Source organism: Rahnella inusitata (genome assembly GCF_003263515.1).
GTDB lineage: Bacteria > Pseudomonadota > Gammaproteobacteria > Enterobacterales > Enterobacteriaceae > Rahnella > Rahnella inusitata.
This window is the reverse complement of record NZ_JYDE01000021.1, coordinates 73752-92469: the sequence shown is the minus strand read 5'-3', so window position 1 is coordinate 92469 and position 18718 is coordinate 73752. Positions and strand designations below refer to the sequence as shown.

Below are 18718 nucleotides of genomic sequence, written 5' to 3'. Positions count from 1 at the left end.
GCGGTCATTCACTCCACTCAGACAGGTTTGACGCCAGCCGCTAACAGGGCCTGTTCAAATTTATCCAGGAAAATACCCAGTTCATCATTGGTGATCAGCAGGGATGGCAGCAGACGCAGAACGCAGCCATTACGGCCACCGCGTTCAAGGATCAGGCCTGCTTCGAAGCATTTTTTCTGCAACAGCGCAGACAAATCGCCGTCAGCCGGGTAGCAACCCATGTGATCCTGCGCTTCATTCGGTTTCACGATCTCAATGCCGATCATCAGGCCCAGACCGCGCACGTTGCCCATCACCGGGTAACGTTTTTGCATATCAGCCAGTTTGCCTTTCAGCCACTCGCCCTGTGCCGCTACTTTTTCGGCAATCTTCTCTTCTTTGAGAATTCTCAGCGTGGTCAGGCCGGTCGCCATTGCCAGCTGGTTGCCGCGGAATGTACCGGTGTGATGACCCGGAGACCAGGCGTCGAACTGTTTTTTGATCCCCAGAACGGCCAGTGGCAAGCCACCGCCGACAGCTTTAGACATCACGATGATGTCCGGCTCAATCCCTGCGTGTTCGAAGGCGAACTGTTTGCCGGTACGGCAGAAGCCAGCCTGAACTTCGTCGAGGATCAGCAGAATGCCGTGTTCCTGAGTCACTTTACGGATGCGCTGCAACCATTCGGCAGGCGCCGGGTTCACGCCGCCTTCACCCTGAACGGCTTCCAGAATGACCGCAGCAGGCTTACGCACGCCGCTTTCAACGTCGTTGATCAGGTTATCGAAGTAGTACGTCAATGCTTTAACGCCGGCGTCACCGCCAATGCCCAGCGGGCAACGGTACTGGTGCGGGTAAGGCATAAACTGCACTTCAGGCATCATGCCGTTAACGGCTTCTTTCGGAGACAGGTTACCTGTGACCGCCAGCGCGCCATGAGTCATGCCATGATAGCCGCCGGAGAAGCTGATCACGCCAGAACGGCCTGTATACTTTTTGGCCAGTTTCAGCGCGGCTTCAACCGCATCGGCGCCAGACGGGCCGGTGAACTGCAGGCAATACTCTTTGCCCTGTTGCGGCAATAAAGAAAGCAGATATTCAGAGAACTGGTCTTTCAACGGCGTTGTCAGATCCAGTGTATGTAACGGCAAGCCGCTGGTAATGACAGTTTGGATGCTTTGCAGCACGTCAGGATGGTTATGTCCAAGGGCTAACGTTCCTGCGCCCGCCAGGCAGTCAAGATATTGATTATCTTCAACATCTGTAATCCACACGCCGTTTGCTTTAGCAATCGCTAACGGCAATTTACGTGGATAGCTCCTGACGTTCGATTCAAATTCAGCTTGTCTCGCCAAATAGGTTTCATTGTTTCCATGTAATGAATTCGCACCTAAATTATCAATACGGACTTTATCCGTCATCATATCTCTCCTACAACCGAGTGTTATCGCTAACGACTAAGTTGAATAAATGAATTAAAAAGGTAACTACCGTGAAAAATCGCGGCCAATATATGGCTTTTTTGCCCCCGGCTCAATAATTTATTTTGTATAGAATTGTTTATTCTTTTGCATACGAATCAATAAGATGCTGATTTTATGACCGATAATGCTGTCATGGCACACATATAGGGGCAATATTAAGGCACAAAATTGCGGTTAAAGGTGCGCACAGAGGGGCTAAACGAGGGGAATGTGGCGGTGCCGACGGGGGAGGATTGATGGCATTTTGTGGCCTAAAAGGATCAGTGATGGGCAGTCGAACTCTTTATCGCAGTGAGGCTTATGCCCAATCCTTAGCCACTGATCCTCTGTATTATAAAACCTTGATATTTATGAAATCCTAATGTTCTTCAGTTGATTTCATCATTTCTAACCAGTGTTGTAATTCCTCACGGGACATAAATGCAGGAACTTCTGGTTCTAAGGCATTCCTGCCCGAGACACTGTAAGCCAGACAGGGAAAAGAATCCGGCATACCCAATTCGAGTTCACTTTCCGCATCAATATAATCCAACGGATACCATTCACTTTTTATTTTAATAAAATCTTTCATCATCCACTCCCTGAAATCCGATTTATTTCTTAGCAATTTCATGAGCATGTTCCTTAAGTTATATTCCTTACGAATTTACTCACAAGCAGAGTGATCAATTACTAACTGCCTGAGGCAATTACACTTTATAGCATGAAAAATGGATCGTGTAATAATAGTGATAAAGTACAATAATGGTACTTTTAACCGCTACCCTCACAAAAAAAAGGATCTATAATTAGCGTAAGTGTTTAGTTCATTGGATTAATAACATAAAATTGAGATTTCCATCTCAGTATATAAATAATAAAAAAACAGCAATGCATTCATAATACAATAACACCCTTTTACATCACTTTAAATATCCCGTAAATCCAAATGACGGGAATGTATTTTCCGCTGCATTAAAAAATTAATTGAGTTTAGCCCTCATTCTACAGGGCCCCGGCACGACAATTATCTGACCCTGTTGAATTTCCGCAGATTACCCCACTCCGTTACTGGCGGAGCATTCATTGAAGTAAAAAATAATCAGAGAATTATCTGTTACCTTATACGAGAAATTGAAAACTACGCACACCTTAACCCTGAGGCTAAGGCTTGAAGATATATGCTTTATGATTTTTAGGTGAGGCAATGAAATCGATCAATGAGCCCGTCAAAAATGAAGCTGCAATCGTTAAATTAATAAACATTTTTAAGCAAAACGCTAAAGATGTGCATATTGAACCTGAGGGCAAAGACTTTGAATTTGTGGAAAATGGTGAGTTGCTCGTCTTGTTGCTGTGTGAGGGAAAGATGGATATCTATAAAACCTCTGACAATTTACTCTATGCTTCTGCTATGGCGCCATTCATCTTAGGCATTGAGGGCTCTCTTTACCGATATAATCACTACCGCTTCCGATTACATCACCAATGCGTTGTAAAAACACTGCCATTAAAGCAGTGCGTGGAGTTGATCAGCGCACATAATTTGATAAAAACAGTTCTCGATTATCAGGCTTACCTCAATGATTATACTGCCAGCAGAATTGAGCTATTAGTCAATAGAACTGCCTATGAAATGGTTCGCGGATTATTGTATGAACTCGAAAAATTACCTTATGAAATCAGAATAAAAACCAGCATAATTAATTATATAAAATATCGTAGCAATCTTTCAAAAAGCGGCATTGTCAGTATTATCTCTACCCTCCGCAAAGGCGGATACATCGAGGTCTGCAGAGGGAAAATGATTTCAATTTCCCGAAAACTGCCTAAGAAATACTAGCTCTGTACCCGCGCCGGAAAACTCCTCCGGTGCGGAAAATAACAAAAAAAGCAGTTTTGTCATGTTGATTAACAAAGCAGAGTCTGAAGGTATATAAAATGGCCGCTGACGGTGCCGCCTGCGGCGATGAGTCTGGTGATGGATAAGCGCTGAACTGCCGTCCTATTTTGATTCCCGAAACAGGTCTTTGAGGATCTGCGTCAGCAGATCAAAGACCAGACGGGTGCGGGCAGGCAGTAAAGGCTGGTGCGGGCGGAAAATATACAGTTGCCAGGCTTTAAAATTAAGTTCTGGTAACACATTCACCAGCTCTCCGCGTTGTAAATACAGACGCACAGAAATATCCGCCATCTGACTGTAGGTTCTGCCAGCCAGTGCGGCAGACAGTTCGCTGGCAATATCAGAAGCAACAAATGCTGGCTGCGTGGGGGATTTTATAAAAATATGCTCGCTAAATCCCCCGCCGGTCGCGGCGGCACCCCTGATGAAATCGGTGCATTGGCAGAGTTTCTCTTCGGGCCAAATGGCACCTACATCAGCGGCAGCGATATCTTAATAGATGGCGGAGTAACGGCATCGTATAAGTATGGCGAGCTGAAGCCTTAAGAAGGCCTGATGTGGCTTAGGCCCGATAATGTCAACGTCACCGCAACCCTTTTCGCAATCCGGCCCGCTGAATTTTGTGCTCAGCGGACCGGAGATCTAAAAACGTTGCTCCCCCTCTCTCAGGTGCGGATCCTGAGCCTTGCCTCAAGCTTGTCGGCGATTTTGGTGACCACGTAGGCGATCACCATGTAGAACACTACCGCGACCAGAAATGCCTCAAGATAATAGTAATTCAGCGCGGCGGTAAGCTGCGCCTGGGCGAAAATGTCCACCACTTCAATGGCGAATGCCAGTGACAGCGCCTTCATAATCACCATAAACGAGTTCGCCAGATCGGGGATCGCCGCGATGATCACCTGCGGGAACATTACACGCCGGAACAGCTGGCTATTTTTATACCCCAGCGAATGGGCCGCGTCGGACTGACCGGTATCAAACGAATTGAGCGCCCCTTTGATCACCTCCGCCTGAAACGCAGCCACACAGGCCGTCAACGCGACAATCACAATCGTCCAGTTCGGCAGCGAGTGCGCGTTGTAGCTGACGCCAAACAGCGAGGCGATGAAGTGCAGCGCCGGTGGCAGGCCGTAGTATGCGAGAAAAATCATCACCACCATCGGAATGCCTTTGAAGGCAATTTTGTACGCCACCACCAGTTCGCGCAGCACCGGGATTTTCCGGTATTCGATCAGCGCAAACAGGCCCCCCACCAGCGTTGAGAAGATAAAAATCGTCAACGCCATGGCCAGTGTGACCGGCACGGCGTCAAGAATACTCAGGAAATCCGGCAGCAAAACATCAATATCAAACATAGTTAAAACCCTTCTCTGCGTCAGATGCTCGCGGTGAGTTTAATTTTCGCCGGTGCCGTTTTGGAATGGTAACGGGCAAAACGCAGCTCAAAGAAACGAATAATCAGCCACGAAATCAGGCACAGCATGGAGTAGATCACCCCCAGCACCAGATAGGTGCCGAACTGATACTGGTTATACGAACGTTCCATGATCAGGTGCGCTGTCGCCATCACATCCGCCGCACCGATGTACATCACCAGCGCCACGTTGTGGATCATATAAATGACCGCATTGCCGTAGCCGGGTAAGCCGATGTGCAGCGCCTGCGGGCCTGCGATGCGGGTTATTTTCTGACGGAAGGTGTAGCCCAGACTGTCCGCCGCATCGTGCTGACCTCGCTCAACCGCCAGATAGGCCGGGCGAATCACTTCTGACAAATATCCGCCGTGATACAGGCTCAGCCCGACCATCGAGGCCAGCGTCGGCGTAATAAAATCCTTCATGCCGAACAGCCCCACGACCACCGGCAGCCCGTAGAATGCGACGAACAGTTGCAGTACCACCGGCACGCTGCGGGCATACGAGACGTACAGATCCGCCAGCTGGCTGAGTACCGGGATCCTGCGAACCCGTAAAACGGTCGCCATTATTGCCAGCACGAAACCGGCGACAAGCGCCACAAACATAATCGCGAGCGTCAACGGCAAAGCCGAAAGCAGCTCAGGGATCATTGATGAGAGTTCCACGTTCAATTCTCCTGGTTGTAAATTCGGCTATCACCGTTGCAGAAAGCAGTCATATGCGCCTCGCGCCTTACTTCATGTATTGCACAACGTCTTCGCCGAACCACTTCTGCGAGAGCTTGTCCATGGTGCCGTCGTCTTTCAGTTCTTTCAGCGCTTTGTTCACGTCATCTGCCAGCGGCTGGTTTTCGTCCGAGCGGTGGATAAGCACATAGGTATTGTTGATAGAAACCGGTTCGCTGGCCTGAATGTTCAGTTTCTGGTTGTCGATGACGGTTTGTTCACCGAGATTCGACGGCAGGATCAGCGCGTCATATTTGCCGCTCTGGACTTCTTTCAGGCGGTCCGGATAAGGCACACCGGCGCTGGAGGCAGTGATGGTCACTTTATAATCCGGGTTTTCCTGCTGCCACTGGTTCACAAACTTGTAGACCCCGCCGCCTGCCGTCACCGGCACAATTTTCTTACCGACCAGGGATTTAATGTCATTAAGGTTGCTGTCTTTACGGCTGTAGATCTTCATCAGGCTGGCACCCATCGGGGTAGCCGGGATCAAGAACTGCTTACTGCGCGCCGGTGCGATGTAAAAACCGCCGGTCGCCATATCGTATTTACCGGTTGCCAGCCCGGTTTCCTGGGCGATATCCGCCGCACCTTCCAGCACAAATTTGTACTGCGGCAGCTTCGCGTTGATGGCGCGCAACAGATCAGGCTCATAGCCTTGTGGCTCAACGCCGATAGCGCCCCATGACAGCGGTTTGGACTCCGCCGCCGTGGCAATCTTGATGGTTCGAACGGTCTCGGCATAGCCAGTGCTCATGGCAGAGACAGCGATAGCCACGGTGCCCAGAACGCTCAGGCTGAGACGGCGACGGAAAGTGGTGTTGTTTGCAGGCATTGTTTGGATCCTTTTTTATTAGAGTGAGTGTTCAGAATTCAGGAACTGTGCAAGTCGCGGATTGGATGGTGTATCGAAAATGTCGGCCGGACTCCCTTCGGAGGCGACGACGCCTTTATCCATAAACACGATGCGGCTGGAGACGCTTTTCGCAAACTGCATCTCATGAGTGACCAGCAGCGAGGTGATGCCGGATGAAGTGACGTCTTTGATGACTTTCAGCACTTCGCCAACGAGTTCCGGATCCAGCGATGAAGTCGGTTCGTCGAAGAGGATGACATCCGGGCGCACCGCCAGCGCGCGGGCGATACCCGTGCGTTGCAGCTGCCCGCCGGAAAGCTGTGACGGATAGTGATCGCGCTTCGCTGAGAGGCCAACACGATCCAGTTCTTCCAGCGCGATTTTACGCGCCTCATCCTCTGACTTGCGTTGCACTACCATCAGCGGATCCATGACGTTCTGAATGACCGTCATGTTTTTGAACACGTTGAATTGCTGGAAGACCATCGCCGTGCGCAGGCGGATCGCCTGAACGGCGGCCTTGTTCACAGACTGATAATCCATGCGGATCTGATCGAACGTGATGTTGCCGGACGACGGTTTGGCCAGATAGTTGATACAACGCAGCAGCGTGGTTTTACCGGTGCCACTCGGCCCGATAATGGACACCACGTCTCCGCGTTTTACCGACAGGTTCACGCCGTTGAGGATTTGTGAGCTGCCGTAAGAGAGCTTTATATTGTCGAGTTCAAGCATTTAGGGTGAATTCCTTCAGGCTGCGTTGACGTTATTTGCCGCTATCGGCGTGGCCGAGAACGTGCATCAGACGGTTGGCCCAGCCAAAGATGGAAATGGCGTGGATAAGATCTACGATTTCTTTGTCATCCATGCCGGCGGATCGCAAAGCGGCGATATCTTCCTTGGTCGCCTGCGAAGGAACCGCCGACAGGCGACGGGCAAAACGTTCAATGGCCGCGTCGCGCGGGGCGAGCAGTGCCGGTTTATCAAAGTACAGCGCGCTGACCACGTCATCACTTTGAGTCAGGTGGGCGTGCCGCCTGGCATGCACTACCGCACAGAACTTGCAGCCGTTGGCGATCGACGCCCCCAGCGCACCCAGCTCGCGATCGGCATGTTGAAGCCCGCCTTCGACATACATAATGGCGTTGAACAGCACGGTACGCGCCACGTAACTCTCCGGGTCATGCGCCAGCGTGCGCACATATTCCGAGATTTTCTTGTTCGATGGCGTGACCTTCATGGCCTCAATCTGCTCCGGCGTGGCATCAGAGACGTCGACCGGGGCGATATGCGGATGCCACACCAGCGGCTTCAGTTTTACCGAGGGGATCATGACAACTCCATCAGGCGCAATCCGGCGGCCACTTTGGTCTGGAAATTGACGAAGGCAATCAGTTCGGAAAGCGCGACAATCTGCGGACTGGTCAGCCCGGCAGCTTCCAAACGGCGAATGTCCCCGGCTTCGGCGCTCGCCGGTGTCAGCGTGACGAAATCCACGTGGCGGGCGAGGGTCGCGAGCGGTTCGGCAAGGCGGGTTTCCCCAGCGGCTAACGCCAGCACCGTCGGCGTCGGCTGACCTTGCGCCAGTTGGGCGGCATAGTCCTGCACCAGCGCGTGGTCGGCATTCAGCGCGGCGATGCGCTGAGCCAGCGCCAGCCGTAAATCCGCCGCCAGACCCTGATCGTTTGCAGGTTTTAACACCGAGAGGCGGCACAGCTCTGCGCCGTCTACAAATTCCGGGCGAAAGCGCCGCGTGGCGTAGAGCGCATCCTCAGGCGAGAGCCCCGCCGCCTTGTCTATTGCATCAGTCACAATGCGTTGTCCTTATTAAGTAAGGGAGTGGAATCAAGCCATTCATCTCCCTGAAGTTCGGGAATGTCATAAGCGATAAGGCTGGCGAAATGTGTTTCAACATCTTCGGCGAACAGTGAGGCGGTAATACCGCGCACCAGACGGTCGGCACCGGCGCTGACCGCCGGAATATCGCCGGACACTTTGCCGTGCGTCAGCATGGCCGCATCGTTGAAACAGTGGATGTGTGCCAGCATCGGGCACGCACCGGGAATTTTTTCACGAAACTCAAAGGCAGGGCCAAGATCGGGAGACGCCAGCATGTCCTCACGCGGCGCGCCCATCTCTGGCGTATAGCGGCCATCCGACCAGCTGCGGATATGGGGTGCCAGCGCGGCAAACTCCGGGCGACCGCTGAAATCATTTTTGAAACCGGTCGCGGCGATCAGAAAGTCGTAACGCATCGGTTGCTGTGTGGTCTCAATCAACAGGTTTTCCGCCTCTTGTGTCACTGCGCGGATGCCGCAATCGAGCAAAAAGCGGGCATTCGGATGGCGGGAAACACGCAGGGTTGATGAACGCGGTGGCGGCGTCTGGGACGCGGCGGTGTAATCCACGAATTTCCATTTCCACGCATCGGGCAACTGATGCATACCGTGCACCACGCCCTGACTGCCAATACCGGTCATTTTGTTGATACGCGGCATTTCTTTGCGGCGGATCAGCAGGTCAACGGAAGCGGCACCGGATTCCAGAGCCGTCGCGGCGTTGTCCATTGAAGATGCGCCTGCGCCGATCACCGCAATACGTTTGCCTTGCAGCGCGGTAAAATCAATGTCGTCAGCCGAGTGCGCCCAGAAGCGGCGGTCGATCCCATCGAGAAAATCGGGAACGGCAAAACCGCCCAGACCTGAGCGGCCGGTGGCCAGCACCAGATGCCGCGTGTACACCCTGCCCGTTTCGGCACCCTCGAGATCGAGCGCAATCAGATCACCTGCTTCTGCAATACCGGTCATACGTACATTGTTACGCACCGGCAAATCCAGCACGTTGCGATACCAGACCAGATACTCCATCCACTGCTGTTTAGGAATTTTATCCAACGATTCCCAGGCTTCACTGCCCCACTGCGCGGTAAACCATGCGCGGAAGGTCAGCTGCGGCAGACCAAGCGCCGGGCCGTGCAGGGTTTTAGGCGAACGCAAGGTTTCCATACGGGCAAACGTCACCCACGGCCCTTCTAGTCCGGCGGGCGCAGCATCGTAAGCGACGACGTTATTAATCCCTGTCAGGATCAGTTTTGCCGTTACTGCCAGACCACACATCCCCGCGCCGATCACCACCACGTCACGCACCCGTTCACCGTCATGCGTACGTTCCGCTACCCAGGGCTTGGCGGGCAGCTCAAGTAAAGACAGATCCTCAGCCAGGCGCTGTTCCAGTGCGTCTAAACCGGTTTGGCGGTCAACCTGTGCGGACATAATTTCACCCCTGAGCGACGAATAATTAAGCGAAGCAACGCATAATCAATTATACGAAAAACGCATTATGAATTAATGTGTATGCACATTCTTAATACTAATTAATAATTAGCTTATTCAAAAAATGCAATTGATAATCGTGGTCGATGAAAATAGGATCCCCGGATGCAGAAAATGACTTCACTCAACGATCTTGATCTTCGCCAGCTGGAAGCCTTCTCGGCGGTGATTTCCTCCGGCAGCGTGACCGCAGCCGCGAAGGTATTACAGCGCTCGCAGCCCGCCGTGACCCGGCTGATTCAGGATTTAGAAAACGCCATTGGCTATCCGTTATTTTTGCGAAACGGTCCGCGCATCTATCCGACCGAGCAGGCATTGCGGCTGCACGAATATGTCGAAACGGCGCTAAGTTCACTCCAGCAGATACGCCTGCGGGCGAATGAAATCTGGAAAGAAGAAAAAACGCCGCTGCTGATCGCCGCGACACCGTCCATGTCATCAGGGCTGCTGCCCACGGCGCTGGCGAGGATCAGCCTCGACGACGCGGTGCAAATTCTCAGTGATTCCGCCGAGCAGGCGGCACATGCGATCATTACCGGTCAGGCGGAGCTGGGGGTCAGCAGTCTGCCGCTGGAGCATCAGGGCGTTCAGGTGCACTGGATTGGTCAATCGCGCTGCGTACTGGCGCTCCGAGAAGACGATCCGCTGGCGCAAAAAAGTCAGGTATCGCTCGGCGATCTGGCCGCGCGTAAGCTGATTACGCCGTATAACCCGTATCGCCTGCGCAGGCGTTATGAGCAGGTTTTACGCAAAGCGAAGGTCAAACCGGCCGGTGTCATTGAGACCAACTCGTCGGTGAATATTCTGTCATGTATTCGTTCAGGACTGGGCGTGGCGATTATGGAGCCGGTGACAGCCTACGGTTTACCGGTGGCGGGCGTGGTGCTCAGGGAGCTGGACGTTGAAATCCCCTATTATTTTGGTGTGACTACGCCGCAATCGAAGCCGCCGCGCCCGAGCGTGGTGGCCTTGATCGATGCGCTGAAACAGGCCGCCGCCAGCCTGCTGCCGGAATTTGTCTGCCTCGATGCCAGCGAACATGCGCGCGTTATGCAGTCGCTGCATCAGGAAAGTTAGTCTTATAAGTTCTCAACCGACCGCGTGGCCGTAGCCGGTCACCATCTTCACAAAGTTATCGCGGACTGGATCAGTGGTCTGCGGATCCCACGCGATACCTACCTGCCAGCGCGTGCCGTCGCCGGTCAGCGGAATAATCTTCAGCCCCGGCGGTGCGATGTAGGTAACGCTTTGCGGCAACAGCGCCACACCCACTCCGGCGATCACCAGCGCGACGATGGTCTGGATATCTTCCGCCTGCTGGGTGGATGACGCAAAACAACGGTTCTCCTCCAGAAAGCGGTCGGTTTGCGCATTCAGGCCGCGACCCCGCTCAGCGTATAAGCGCAACAGGGGCAATTTCTTAAGCCAGTCGCTCAAGCTCAACCCGTTATCTTCCGGCGCAACCAGCACCAGATTATCTTCAAACAGCACCTGATAACTGAGCGGCGCGGGCGGCGGCACGCGGACAAATCCCACCTGCAGTTCCCCGCTGTGCAACATGTCGTATTGCTGCGCAGACGGTAAATCCTCCAGCCGGAATTCCACCCCCGGATATTCCGCTCTGAATCGCGCAATGCACTGCGGCGCGAAGATAAAACCCGATAACCCGAACCCGGCGGCAATCACCCCTTCACCGCCTTTTGCCACCTGCGCCGCGTGTTGCAGAAACACCGCGTTTTGCTTCAAAACCTTTTTCGCCTCAGGCAGTAACAGCTGGCCGCCGGTGGTCAGGCGCGTGCCCTGCCGCCCGCGCGAAAACAGAGCAACATTCAGCAGTGATTCGAGCAGATTGATCTGTTTGGTCAGCGCGGGCTGGGATATCGCCAGCGCGTCAGCGGCGTCGGCATAATTCTCTTTTTCAGCCAGCATCACAAAAGCGTGGAGTAAACGCAGGTTCATTTTGCATTCCAAAGGGTTATCAGGATTGGAAAAATCTTCATTATAAAGTTATCAGCCCGCTTGCTGTAATACCAGCGTCAACAGCCCCCCTGAAAACGTCCGGAGAACAGCAATGCAAAACACTCAGTCAATCAAAGCGGCAGTGATTCAGTTCCAGCATCAGGCAGGTGATAAGAAATATAACCTGCTGATGATGGAGAAATTCATCGGGCAAGCCGCCGTCGAAGGCGTGAAGATCCTCGCTTTTCCTGAAATGTGTATCACCGGCTACTGGCATGTGCCGAAGCTCAGCGTTGCGGGCGTTGAAGCGCTGGCGGAACCGGTGGAAACCGGCCCGTCGATAGCCCTAATCCGCGCGCTGGCGATCAAACATCAGATGCTGATTGGTGCGGGGTTGATCGAACGTGCCGCAGATGGCCGGCTCTATAATGCCTACGTGGCCTGCATGCCGGACGGTTCGCTGCATACCCATCGCAAGTTGCACGCCTTTGAACATCCGGCGATCAGCAGCGGCGAAGGCTTTACGGTGTTTGATACCCCCTGGGGAGTGAAGGTCGGTATTCTGATCTGCTGGGATAATAATCTGGTGGAAAACGTGCGCGTAACCGCGCTGCTCGGCGCCGATATCCTGCTGGCACCGCATCAGACCGGTGGCACGAATTCCCGCAGTCCGCACGGAATGAAGCCAATCCCGCTGGAACTCTGGGAGCAACGCGCAGAACGCAAAGCAGAAATCACCGCCGCGTTCAAAGGCCCCGATGGCCGCGAATGGCTGATGCGCTGGCTGCCCGCCCGCGCCCACGATAATGGTCTGTTTATTTTGTTCAGTAACGGTGTGGGCGCTGACGATGACGAAGTACGCACCGGCAACGCGATGATCCTTGACCCCTATGGCCGCATCGTAGAAGAAACCTGGGCCGCCGGTGACGCGATGGTACGCGCCGTACTGGATCTGTCGCTAATCCCGATGAGCACCGGCCGCCGCTGGATATCAGGCCGTCGGCCTGAGCTGTATCAGATCCTGACCGAACGTCAGGGATATGAACGCGATGCGATTACTGTGCGGTTTTCTGAAGAATTGCCGAAGCGGTAGTGATGTGGCCGATCAACAGGAAACGTCACAGGCTTCATCAGGAGCCTGTGACGTTTGCCTTTGTATAAGTCTTTATTACGCGTTTGCGTACCCGCAGGGATCCACTTATTGGTAACAGGATCAAACCCTATAGTTATTTTAAGAGTCGGTTGCAGCAAATAATCCTGTCAACTCACTGTGCGTTCAGCAAATCCGTCCCGTAGGAGTTATCGATGGTGCATACCCAGCGCCCGTCGGCTTCATGGCGAAAAACGTAGGTGGCTCGGCGTGACATTGTCACGAAAACACCTTCTTCGTCCGGATAATGTAATACGGTTTCCATAATGACCAGCGCATTGCCTGCGCCTTCGATCACCTGCATCTCGCCCTGTTCCACGACCAGCTGCCCCTGAAAATAATCAGAGATGGCCACGAAGGCTTTGCGGATATTCTCTTTGCCGGTGGCGATCAAGCCCGGTTTCACCACCAATGCGGCGTCTTCGGCGTAGTAGGTCATCAGCAGATCAAAATCGCGTGCGGTGATCGCTTTGTCGCAGGCTTCGATTATCTGTCTTAACGCGTGTGTACTCATGTGTTTCTCATTGAATAAGGAGTGGCCTCAGGGAATACCTAAGATGATAAAGCATGTACACCTAAGATGATGTTGAGATTGACCTTATAAGGAAAAAGCCTTCGCTAAGGCTATTTTTTACACTAAGGAGCCGCCTGTCAAACAGTCATCACTTCACTGAACTCAAATAAGTATCGCTTCAATAATAATTTTCATTATCATTGCGAGCGGTAACTATCACACAATAGAAATAAATAATTTCAGTGAAGGAAGATGTGCATGAAAAGAATCCTCTGCGCGGCAGGAATGCTGTGTGCCTCGGTCAGTTCCGCTTTCGCGACCACCTACCCGGTTACGATTGATAACTGCGGTTTTAAACTCACTTTTACTAAACCCCCTGAGCGCGTTGTCGCTTTAGGTCAAAACACCGTCGAAATTCTGCTGCTGTTAGGTTTACAGGATAAGGTTATCGCGAGCGCATTTTGGCCATCGAAAGTCCTGCCGGAACTGGCGGAAAAAAACGCCAAAGTTAAAACCCTGACGGTAGAAATTCCAACGCTTGAATCTATCCTGGCGCAGGATCCTGATTTTGTCCCCGCGCAGTTACCCCTGTTGCTCGGGCCGGAAAGTAAAGTCGCGAAAAGAGCAGACTTCGATGCCGTCGGCGTAAACAGCTACATGTCTCCGGGGATGTGTGCGACCAAAAAAGACGTTGGTGATATGTATGGCAGTCGCCAGAAGCTGTGGGACATGACCTATCTGTATAAAGAAATCGAGGATCTGGCTACTATTTTCAACGTTGAGGATCGCGGGCAGGTACTCATCACCGACTTCAAAAATCGGGAAGAAAAACTGCGTCAGGAATTCAGTAAAAACCATAAAGATCTCTCTTTTGTCTTCTGGTTTTCCAGCGCCTCGCCGGCCGCTGATGCGTACGTTGGCGGTAAAAACAGTGCATCAGGATTTATCGCTAATGTTTTGGGCGGCCATAACGGCATTACCTCTGAAACTGAATGGCCCACCGTCGGCTGGGAAAGCATTATTGCTGTAAACCCGGATGTTATTGTCGTTTCGAGCCTTGACCGTAACCGCTGGGCGCTGGATAACGCACAGGAAAAAATAAAATTCCTCAAAAGCGATCCTGCCGTCAGCCAGCTCGAAGCCGTGCGAAAAAATCATATTGTCGTGATGGACGGACAGGCAATGAACCCGACTATCCGCACGCTTTACGGCGCTGAGCAAGTTGGTGAGCAGCTTAAAAAAATGGGGCTGAATTAATGACCTCAGCAGTCCACTCCACACGACAAGGGGTCATTCTGACCACGTCGTGTGTTCTCTCCGTGCTGCTTTTAGTGTTGGTGATTGCCTTCGGGGTCAGCGTCGGCGAGCTGTCGATCCCGATGGCGAGCGTGTTCCAGGCTATCGGTAATAAAACAGGGCTTACCCATGTTCCGCTGAGTCGCATTTATGAAAGCGTAATCTGGGATTTTCGTTTGAGCAGAGCGCTGGTGGCTGCCTGCTGTGGCGCCGGGCTGGCAATCTGCGGTGCGGTGCTGCAAAGCCTTTTGAAAAATGCGCTGGCAGAACCCTACGTGCTGGGTGTTTCAGCCGGAGCCTCAACCGGCGCGGTGTCGGTGGTAGTACTCGGCATCGGCACCGGTTCAATATCCCTGTCTATGGGCGCATTTGCCGGGGCTTTCGCGGCCTTTGCCTTTGTGACCTTTCTGAGTAACGGCGCGCGCGGTGGCAACGATCGCACCATTCTGGCTGGGGTCGCAGCTTCGCAGCTGTTTAACGCGATTACTGCTTACACCATCAGCACTTCCGCCAGCGCTCAGCAGGCACGCGACGTGATGTTTTGGTTGCTGGGCAGCTTTAGCGGAGTGAGGTGGCCAGAGTTTCAGTTAGTGCTGGTCATTATCATGCTGGGTCTGGCTGTCTGCCTCTACTATTCCCGCGCTCTGGACGCGTTTACATTTGGCGACGATGCTGCGGCCTCGCTGGGTATCTCAGTCCCAAAGGTTCGGCTTATCCTGTTCACCACGACCGCGCTTATCACCGCAACCATTGTCAGCATGGCGGGTTCGATTGGCTTTGTCGGCCTGGTTGTCCCCCACGTGATGCGCTTCTTCTTTGGTCCGCTGCATAGAATATTGCTGATTGCGAGCGCGTTAGCGGGCGCCATCCTGATGGTGCTGGCGGACATCGCCTCCCGACTCCTGATTGCTCCGCAAAGCCTGCCCGTCGGCGTCGTCACTGCCCTGGTTGGCGTGCCGTTCTTTGCCATTATCATCTACCGTTCAAGGAGCCAGTGATGAGTATCAGCGCTGAAAAAGTGACCTGGAAGGTGGGGAAAAAGATTATCGTCAACAATGTTTCGCTCAACGTTAACCGTGGTGAAACCGTTGGTTTGCTGGGTCCCAATGGTTCGGGGAAATCATCCCTGTTGCGCCTGCTGGCAGGATTAAGACGCCCCCATTCTGGCGTGGTAGCGCTAGACGCAAAGGACATCAGCCAGATGGCCAAAAAGCAGCTGGCTCGCCGGATTGCCTTCGTAGAGCAACACGGCATGACGGAGTCGAATATGCGCGTCCGGGATGTCGTAAAACTGGGCCGTATTCCCCACCACTCACCCTTTTCTAACTGGAGCACCCACGATGATGAAACCGTCAATGGTGCGCTGGAAAGAGTGGGTATGCTTGATCACAGCGATCAGGGTTGGCAGAGTCTGTCCGGGGGCGAACGCCAGCGCGTGCACATTGCCAGAGCGCTGGCGCAGTCACCAACAGAAATCTTGCTGGATGAGCCAACAAATCATCTGGATATTCACCATCAGATCCAGTTGATGAAATTGATCAGCGAATTGCCAGTGACCAGCCTTGTAGCTATCCACGATCTCAACCATGCCTCAATGTTTTGCGATGCACTGATTGTTATGCAACAAGGCGAGATCGTTGCCAGGGGAACACCGGAGGAAATATTGACAGAATCCCTTCTGTGGGATGTTTTTCGGGTTGAAACCAGAATCGAAATTTCTCCCTATCATGGTAAAAAACACATTCACTACATTGTGTAAAAGCACCGTATCAGTCTGGAAAAGTCAGCACGGGTGATATATTGGAGTGTTTATGAAACGAGAGACGCTATTCAGTTACGCTCAGGAACATTTTAACGCAGAGCCGGAATATCTCTGGCGTAACCTGCCGGATTACGCAGTACTTCGTCATCATAATGGCGATAAATGGTTCGGTATCGTGATGAATGTACCTGGCACAAAACTGGGGCTGGAAACGGATGATAAAATCGACATTCTCGAAGTGAAGGTCAGGCCGGAGCATATCGGCTCATTACGTCAGAAAGAAGGCATTTTGCCTGGGTACCATATGAATAAAGAACATTGGGTCAGCGTGATCCTTTCCGGATCGCTATCTGCAAAGGAAATTCTTGAGCTGCTTGCTGACAGCCATGAGCTGACCACAGGATAAATGTCCCCTTACAGAAGGGCTAGATAGGCAGATTCACACAATTGCAAAAGGACGCGCGGCGCCAACTCAAGCCCTAAGTGACTTGCCTCTTTGGTCTGAGTGCGCGCTGCCGCGTGAAATAACCCTCTGATTTGTATAACCCCGGGCTTTTATTTGGCTGTGTTATCAGATAATAAATAAAGGTGACCAGCAATAGTCCTGAGCAAAAGGCAGGGAAATCGTTGTTGTACCCCCCTGACCTTTTTGCCCATCAGCCGTTATTCATAATTCTCGCCATACAACCCGATCAGCCTGCGCACCACACCGTTAGTCCAGCCGAAACCGTCCTGAAGCGGATACTCCCCGCCGCCACCGCCGCGCGATGCATCGCCGGAGATGTGGTATTTCTCGATCAGTTTATGATGCTGCTGATAATACTGATTTACGGTTTTCAGCCAGCTGCGGGCGATGAGATCCCCCAGCGCGTCGTTGCCGTACAGTTTAAAGCCCTGGATCGCCATCCATTGCAGCGGCGCCCAGCCGTTGGGTTTATCCCACTGTTCGCCGGTGTCATATTCAGTCGCCATGATGCCGCCCGGTGTGAGCAGGCGGTTTTTCACTGCGTCGGCCAGCCGTTCAGCCTGCGCGTGCGTAGCCAGCCCGACGTACAGCGGTACCACGCTGGCGGCAGAGAACAGTGACATTTGTTGCTGATGCCAGTCGTAATCGCGAAAGCACCCCTGCTCTTCATCCCACAGATAGCGGTTAACGGCCTCGCGGCGCAGGTCGGCTTTTTCCCGGAACTGTGCAGCGGTGACCTTGTCGCCTTTCAGGCCGGAAATGTTGGAGATAGCGCTTTCCAGCTTGTAAAGGAACGCGTTGAGATCCACCGGGATAAACTGCGTGGTGCGGATACTGGCGAGACGGTCGGCGTCACGCAGCCAGCGCGAGGAATAATCCCAGCCGGATTCGGCTCCCGCACGTAAATCGCGATAAACCTCATTGTCCGGGCGGCTGGAAAGCTTCGCGGTTTCCACATCTTCCCGCCAGGATTCATCGCGCGGTGTATCACGGTCATCCCAGTAACGGTTGAGCAGTGTGCCATCCGGCAGGCAGACCACATGACGATAGGCCTGATTGGGCGTCAAGGATTCCGCGCCGTCCATCCAGAAGTCGTACTCCATCAGCAGGTGATCGAGATACCGTTTCGCGCCGCGCACGCCGTCTTCCTCGAACAGTTCGACCATCAGCGCGAAAATAGGCGGCTGCGAGCGGCTGAGGTAATAAGTGCGGTTGCCGTTGGGAATGTGACCGTAGATTTCGATCATCCACGCGAAATTGTCTGCCATGGTGCGCAGCAGATCGTTACGGCCACTCTCCGCCAGCCCCAGCATGGTGAAGTAGGAATCCCAGTAGTAGGTCTCGCTGAAACGGCCACCCGGCACCACATAAGCCTGCGGGAGCGGTAACAGAGAAGACCAGGGCACGTGATCTTCCGGCTGGCGGGTCAGGACAGGCCAGAGCTTGTCGATGTGCTCTTTCAGCGAATCGCCTGGATCGGAAACGTACTCATCACCGTGGTGTGCCGGAAGCGAAAAGTGGGCGTCCACAAACCGTTGTAAGTTGAAACCGGGGTGATTTTTGATGCGGCGGTAGCGCAGGAGAATATCCAGCGGATCCATTTTCGGCGGGCAATCGGGAAAAGTTTTGCTGTCTTCAAACAGGTGCGAGGACTGCACGGCGGTAAACAGTTCCAGATAACGGTCGGCGGGCGTCAGCGCATCGGAATGCGGCAGGCCTTCGATCATCTCCGGCTCTGGCTCGGCGTCCATCATTCTTTCGAGGATCAGTTCAATAGGTTCAAGTTCAGTCAGGCGATCGTCTTCCACGTCGAACTCAGTCGGATCCTTCATCTGAATTTTGGTGTTTTCCATATGATACAAGCCTCTGTATTGCTGAAAGAGCGCAACCCG

General features: G+C 53.1%; 20 protein-coding genes and 1 pseudogene. 8 read left to right on the top strand and 13 right to left on the bottom strand.

Translation table 11 applies throughout. The features are described 5' to 3' along the window. Nucleotides 1–17: 17 nt before the first annotated feature. Nucleotides 18–1403 (bottom strand): diaminobutyrate--2-oxoglutarate transaminase, encoded by a 1386-nt coding sequence (locus TU92_RS14235; protein WP_112167879.1) that lies wholly within the window; start codon nucleotides 1401–1403, stop codon nucleotides 18–20. A gap of 418 nt (nucleotides 1404–1821) precedes the next feature. After that, nucleotides 1822–2076, bottom strand: a complete 255-nt coding sequence (locus TU92_RS14230; protein ID WP_136627590.1) for a hypothetical protein — start codon at nucleotides 2074–2076, stop codon at nucleotides 1822–1824. Nucleotides 2077–2649: 573 nt separating this feature from the next. Here TU92_RS14230 and TU92_RS14225 point away from each other — a divergent pair. Further along, nucleotides 2650–3285 (top strand): helix-turn-helix domain-containing protein, encoded by a 636-nt coding sequence (locus tag TU92_RS14225; RefSeq protein WP_112167877.1) that lies wholly within the window; start codon nucleotides 2650–2652, stop codon nucleotides 3283–3285. A 162-nt stretch (nucleotides 3286–3447) separates the two neighbouring features. Here the strand turns inward: TU92_RS14225 and TU92_RS14220 are convergent, their stop codons facing one another. Beyond that, nucleotides 3448–3636: a type 2 periplasmic-binding domain-containing protein gene (locus TU92_RS14220; protein WP_244207816.1), complete on the bottom strand. Its 189-nt coding sequence runs from the start codon at nucleotides 3634–3636 to the stop codon at nucleotides 3448–3450. Nucleotides 3637–3708: 72 nt separating this feature from the next. Here TU92_RS14220 and TU92_RS14215 point away from each other — a divergent pair. Continuing rightward, nucleotides 3709–3891, top strand: a pseudogene (locus tag TU92_RS14215) (SDR family oxidoreductase); the annotation flags it as partial. Nucleotides 3892–4010: 119 nt separating this feature from the next. Here TU92_RS14215 and TU92_RS14210 read toward each other — a convergent pair. From TU92_RS14210 to TU92_RS14180, 7 genes are all read right to left on the bottom strand, one after another. Beyond that, nucleotides 4011–4703: an amino acid ABC transporter permease gene (locus TU92_RS14210; protein ID WP_112167876.1), complete on the bottom strand. Its 693-nt coding sequence runs from the start codon at nucleotides 4701–4703 to the stop codon at nucleotides 4011–4013. Nucleotides 4704–4723: 20 nt separating this feature from the next. Then, the gene (locus tag TU92_RS14205) at nucleotides 4724–5416 is read right to left on the bottom strand and encodes an amino acid ABC transporter permease (protein WP_208640484.1); all 693 of its coding nucleotides are present in this window, start codon (nucleotides 5414–5416) and stop codon (nucleotides 4724–4726) included. A gap of 82 nt (nucleotides 5417–5498) precedes the next feature. Continuing rightward, a complete protein-coding gene (locus TU92_RS14200) occupies nucleotides 5499–6326 on the bottom strand; it encodes a transporter substrate-binding domain-containing protein (RefSeq protein WP_112167874.1) in 828 nt (275 codons plus the stop codon). Between the two features lie 18 nt (nucleotides 6327–6344). Further along, on the bottom strand, nucleotides 6345–7082 hold the full coding sequence (locus tag TU92_RS14195) for an amino acid ABC transporter ATP-binding protein (protein WP_112167873.1): 738 nt from the start codon (nucleotides 7080–7082) through the stop codon (nucleotides 6345–6347). A 31-nt stretch (nucleotides 7083–7113) separates the two neighbouring features. Continuing rightward, nucleotides 7114–7680, bottom strand: coding sequence for a peroxidase-related enzyme (locus TU92_RS14190; RefSeq protein ID WP_112167872.1), 567 nt, complete (start codon nucleotides 7678–7680; stop codon nucleotides 7114–7116). Further along, a complete protein-coding gene (locus TU92_RS14185) occupies nucleotides 7677–8159 on the bottom strand; it encodes a carboxymuconolactone decarboxylase family protein (RefSeq protein ID WP_112167871.1) in 483 nt (160 codons plus the stop codon). The genes TU92_RS14190 and TU92_RS14185 overlap by 4 nt, the downstream gene beginning before the upstream one ends. Further along, entirely contained in the window at nucleotides 8156–9619 is a 1464-nt protein-coding gene (locus tag TU92_RS14180; RefSeq protein WP_112167870.1) for an NAD(P)-binding domain-containing protein, read from the bottom strand. Before TU92_RS14180 ends, TU92_RS14185 begins: the two co-directional genes overlap by 4 nt. Before the next feature lie 174 nt (nucleotides 9620–9793). Between TU92_RS14180 and TU92_RS14175 the strand changes: the two genes are divergently transcribed. After that, complete coding sequence (locus TU92_RS14175; protein WP_167457523.1) at nucleotides 9794–10756, top strand: LysR family transcriptional regulator; 963 nt, start codon at nucleotides 9794–9796, stop codon at nucleotides 10754–10756. 12 nt (nucleotides 10757–10768) lie between these two features. Here the strand turns inward: TU92_RS14175 and TU92_RS14170 are convergent, their stop codons facing one another. Beyond that, a complete protein-coding gene (locus tag TU92_RS14170) occupies nucleotides 10769–11638 on the bottom strand; it encodes a LysR family transcriptional regulator (protein WP_112167868.1) in 870 nt (289 codons plus the stop codon). 112 nt (nucleotides 11639–11750) lie between these two features. Between TU92_RS14170 and TU92_RS14165 the strand changes: the two genes are divergently transcribed. Continuing rightward, on the top strand, nucleotides 11751–12731 hold the full coding sequence (locus TU92_RS14165) for a nitrilase family protein (RefSeq protein WP_112167867.1): 981 nt from the start codon (nucleotides 11751–11753) through the stop codon (nucleotides 12729–12731). A 172-nt stretch (nucleotides 12732–12903) separates the two neighbouring features. Here the strand turns inward: TU92_RS14165 and TU92_RS14160 are convergent, their stop codons facing one another. Continuing rightward, nucleotides 12904–13302: a YybH family protein gene (locus tag TU92_RS14160; RefSeq protein WP_112167866.1), complete on the bottom strand. Its 399-nt coding sequence runs from the start codon at nucleotides 13300–13302 to the stop codon at nucleotides 12904–12906. Nucleotides 13303–13560: 258 nt separating this feature from the next. Here TU92_RS14160 and eitA point away from each other — a divergent pair, with 258 nt between their 5' ends. From eitA to TU92_RS14140, 4 genes are read left to right on the top strand one after another with little or no spacing between them, the layout of a single operon-like run. Beyond that, entirely contained in the window at nucleotides 13561–14559 is a 999-nt protein-coding gene (eitA, locus tag TU92_RS14155; RefSeq protein WP_112167865.1) for a siderophore ABC transporter substrate-binding protein EitA, read from the top strand. Then, the gene (locus TU92_RS14150; protein WP_112167864.1) at nucleotides 14559–15596 is read left to right on the top strand and encodes a FecCD family ABC transporter permease; all 1038 of its coding nucleotides are present in this window, start codon (nucleotides 14559–14561) and stop codon (nucleotides 15594–15596) included. The genes eitA and TU92_RS14150 overlap by 1 nt, the downstream gene beginning before the upstream one ends. Then, nucleotides 15596–16357 carry a siderophore ABC transporter ATP-binding protein EitC gene (eitC, locus tag TU92_RS14145; RefSeq protein WP_112167863.1) on the top strand — a complete coding sequence of 254 codons (762 nt, stop codon included), beginning with the start codon at nucleotides 15596–15598 and terminating at the stop codon, nucleotides 16355–16357. Before TU92_RS14150 ends, eitC begins: the two co-directional genes overlap by 1 nt. A 52-nt stretch (nucleotides 16358–16409) precedes the next feature. Beyond that, a complete protein-coding gene (locus TU92_RS14140) occupies nucleotides 16410–16766 on the top strand; it encodes an MmcQ/YjbR family DNA-binding protein (protein WP_112167862.1) in 357 nt (118 codons plus the stop codon). A gap of 257 nt (nucleotides 16767–17023) precedes the next feature. Here TU92_RS14140 and TU92_RS14135 read toward each other — a convergent pair whose 3' ends face one another. After that, nucleotides 17024–18679 carry an alpha,alpha-trehalase gene (locus TU92_RS14135; RefSeq protein WP_112167861.1) on the bottom strand — a complete coding sequence of 552 codons (1656 nt, stop codon included), beginning with the start codon at nucleotides 18677–18679 and terminating at the stop codon, nucleotides 17024–17026. Between the last annotated feature and the right edge of the window lie 39 nt (nucleotides 18680–18718).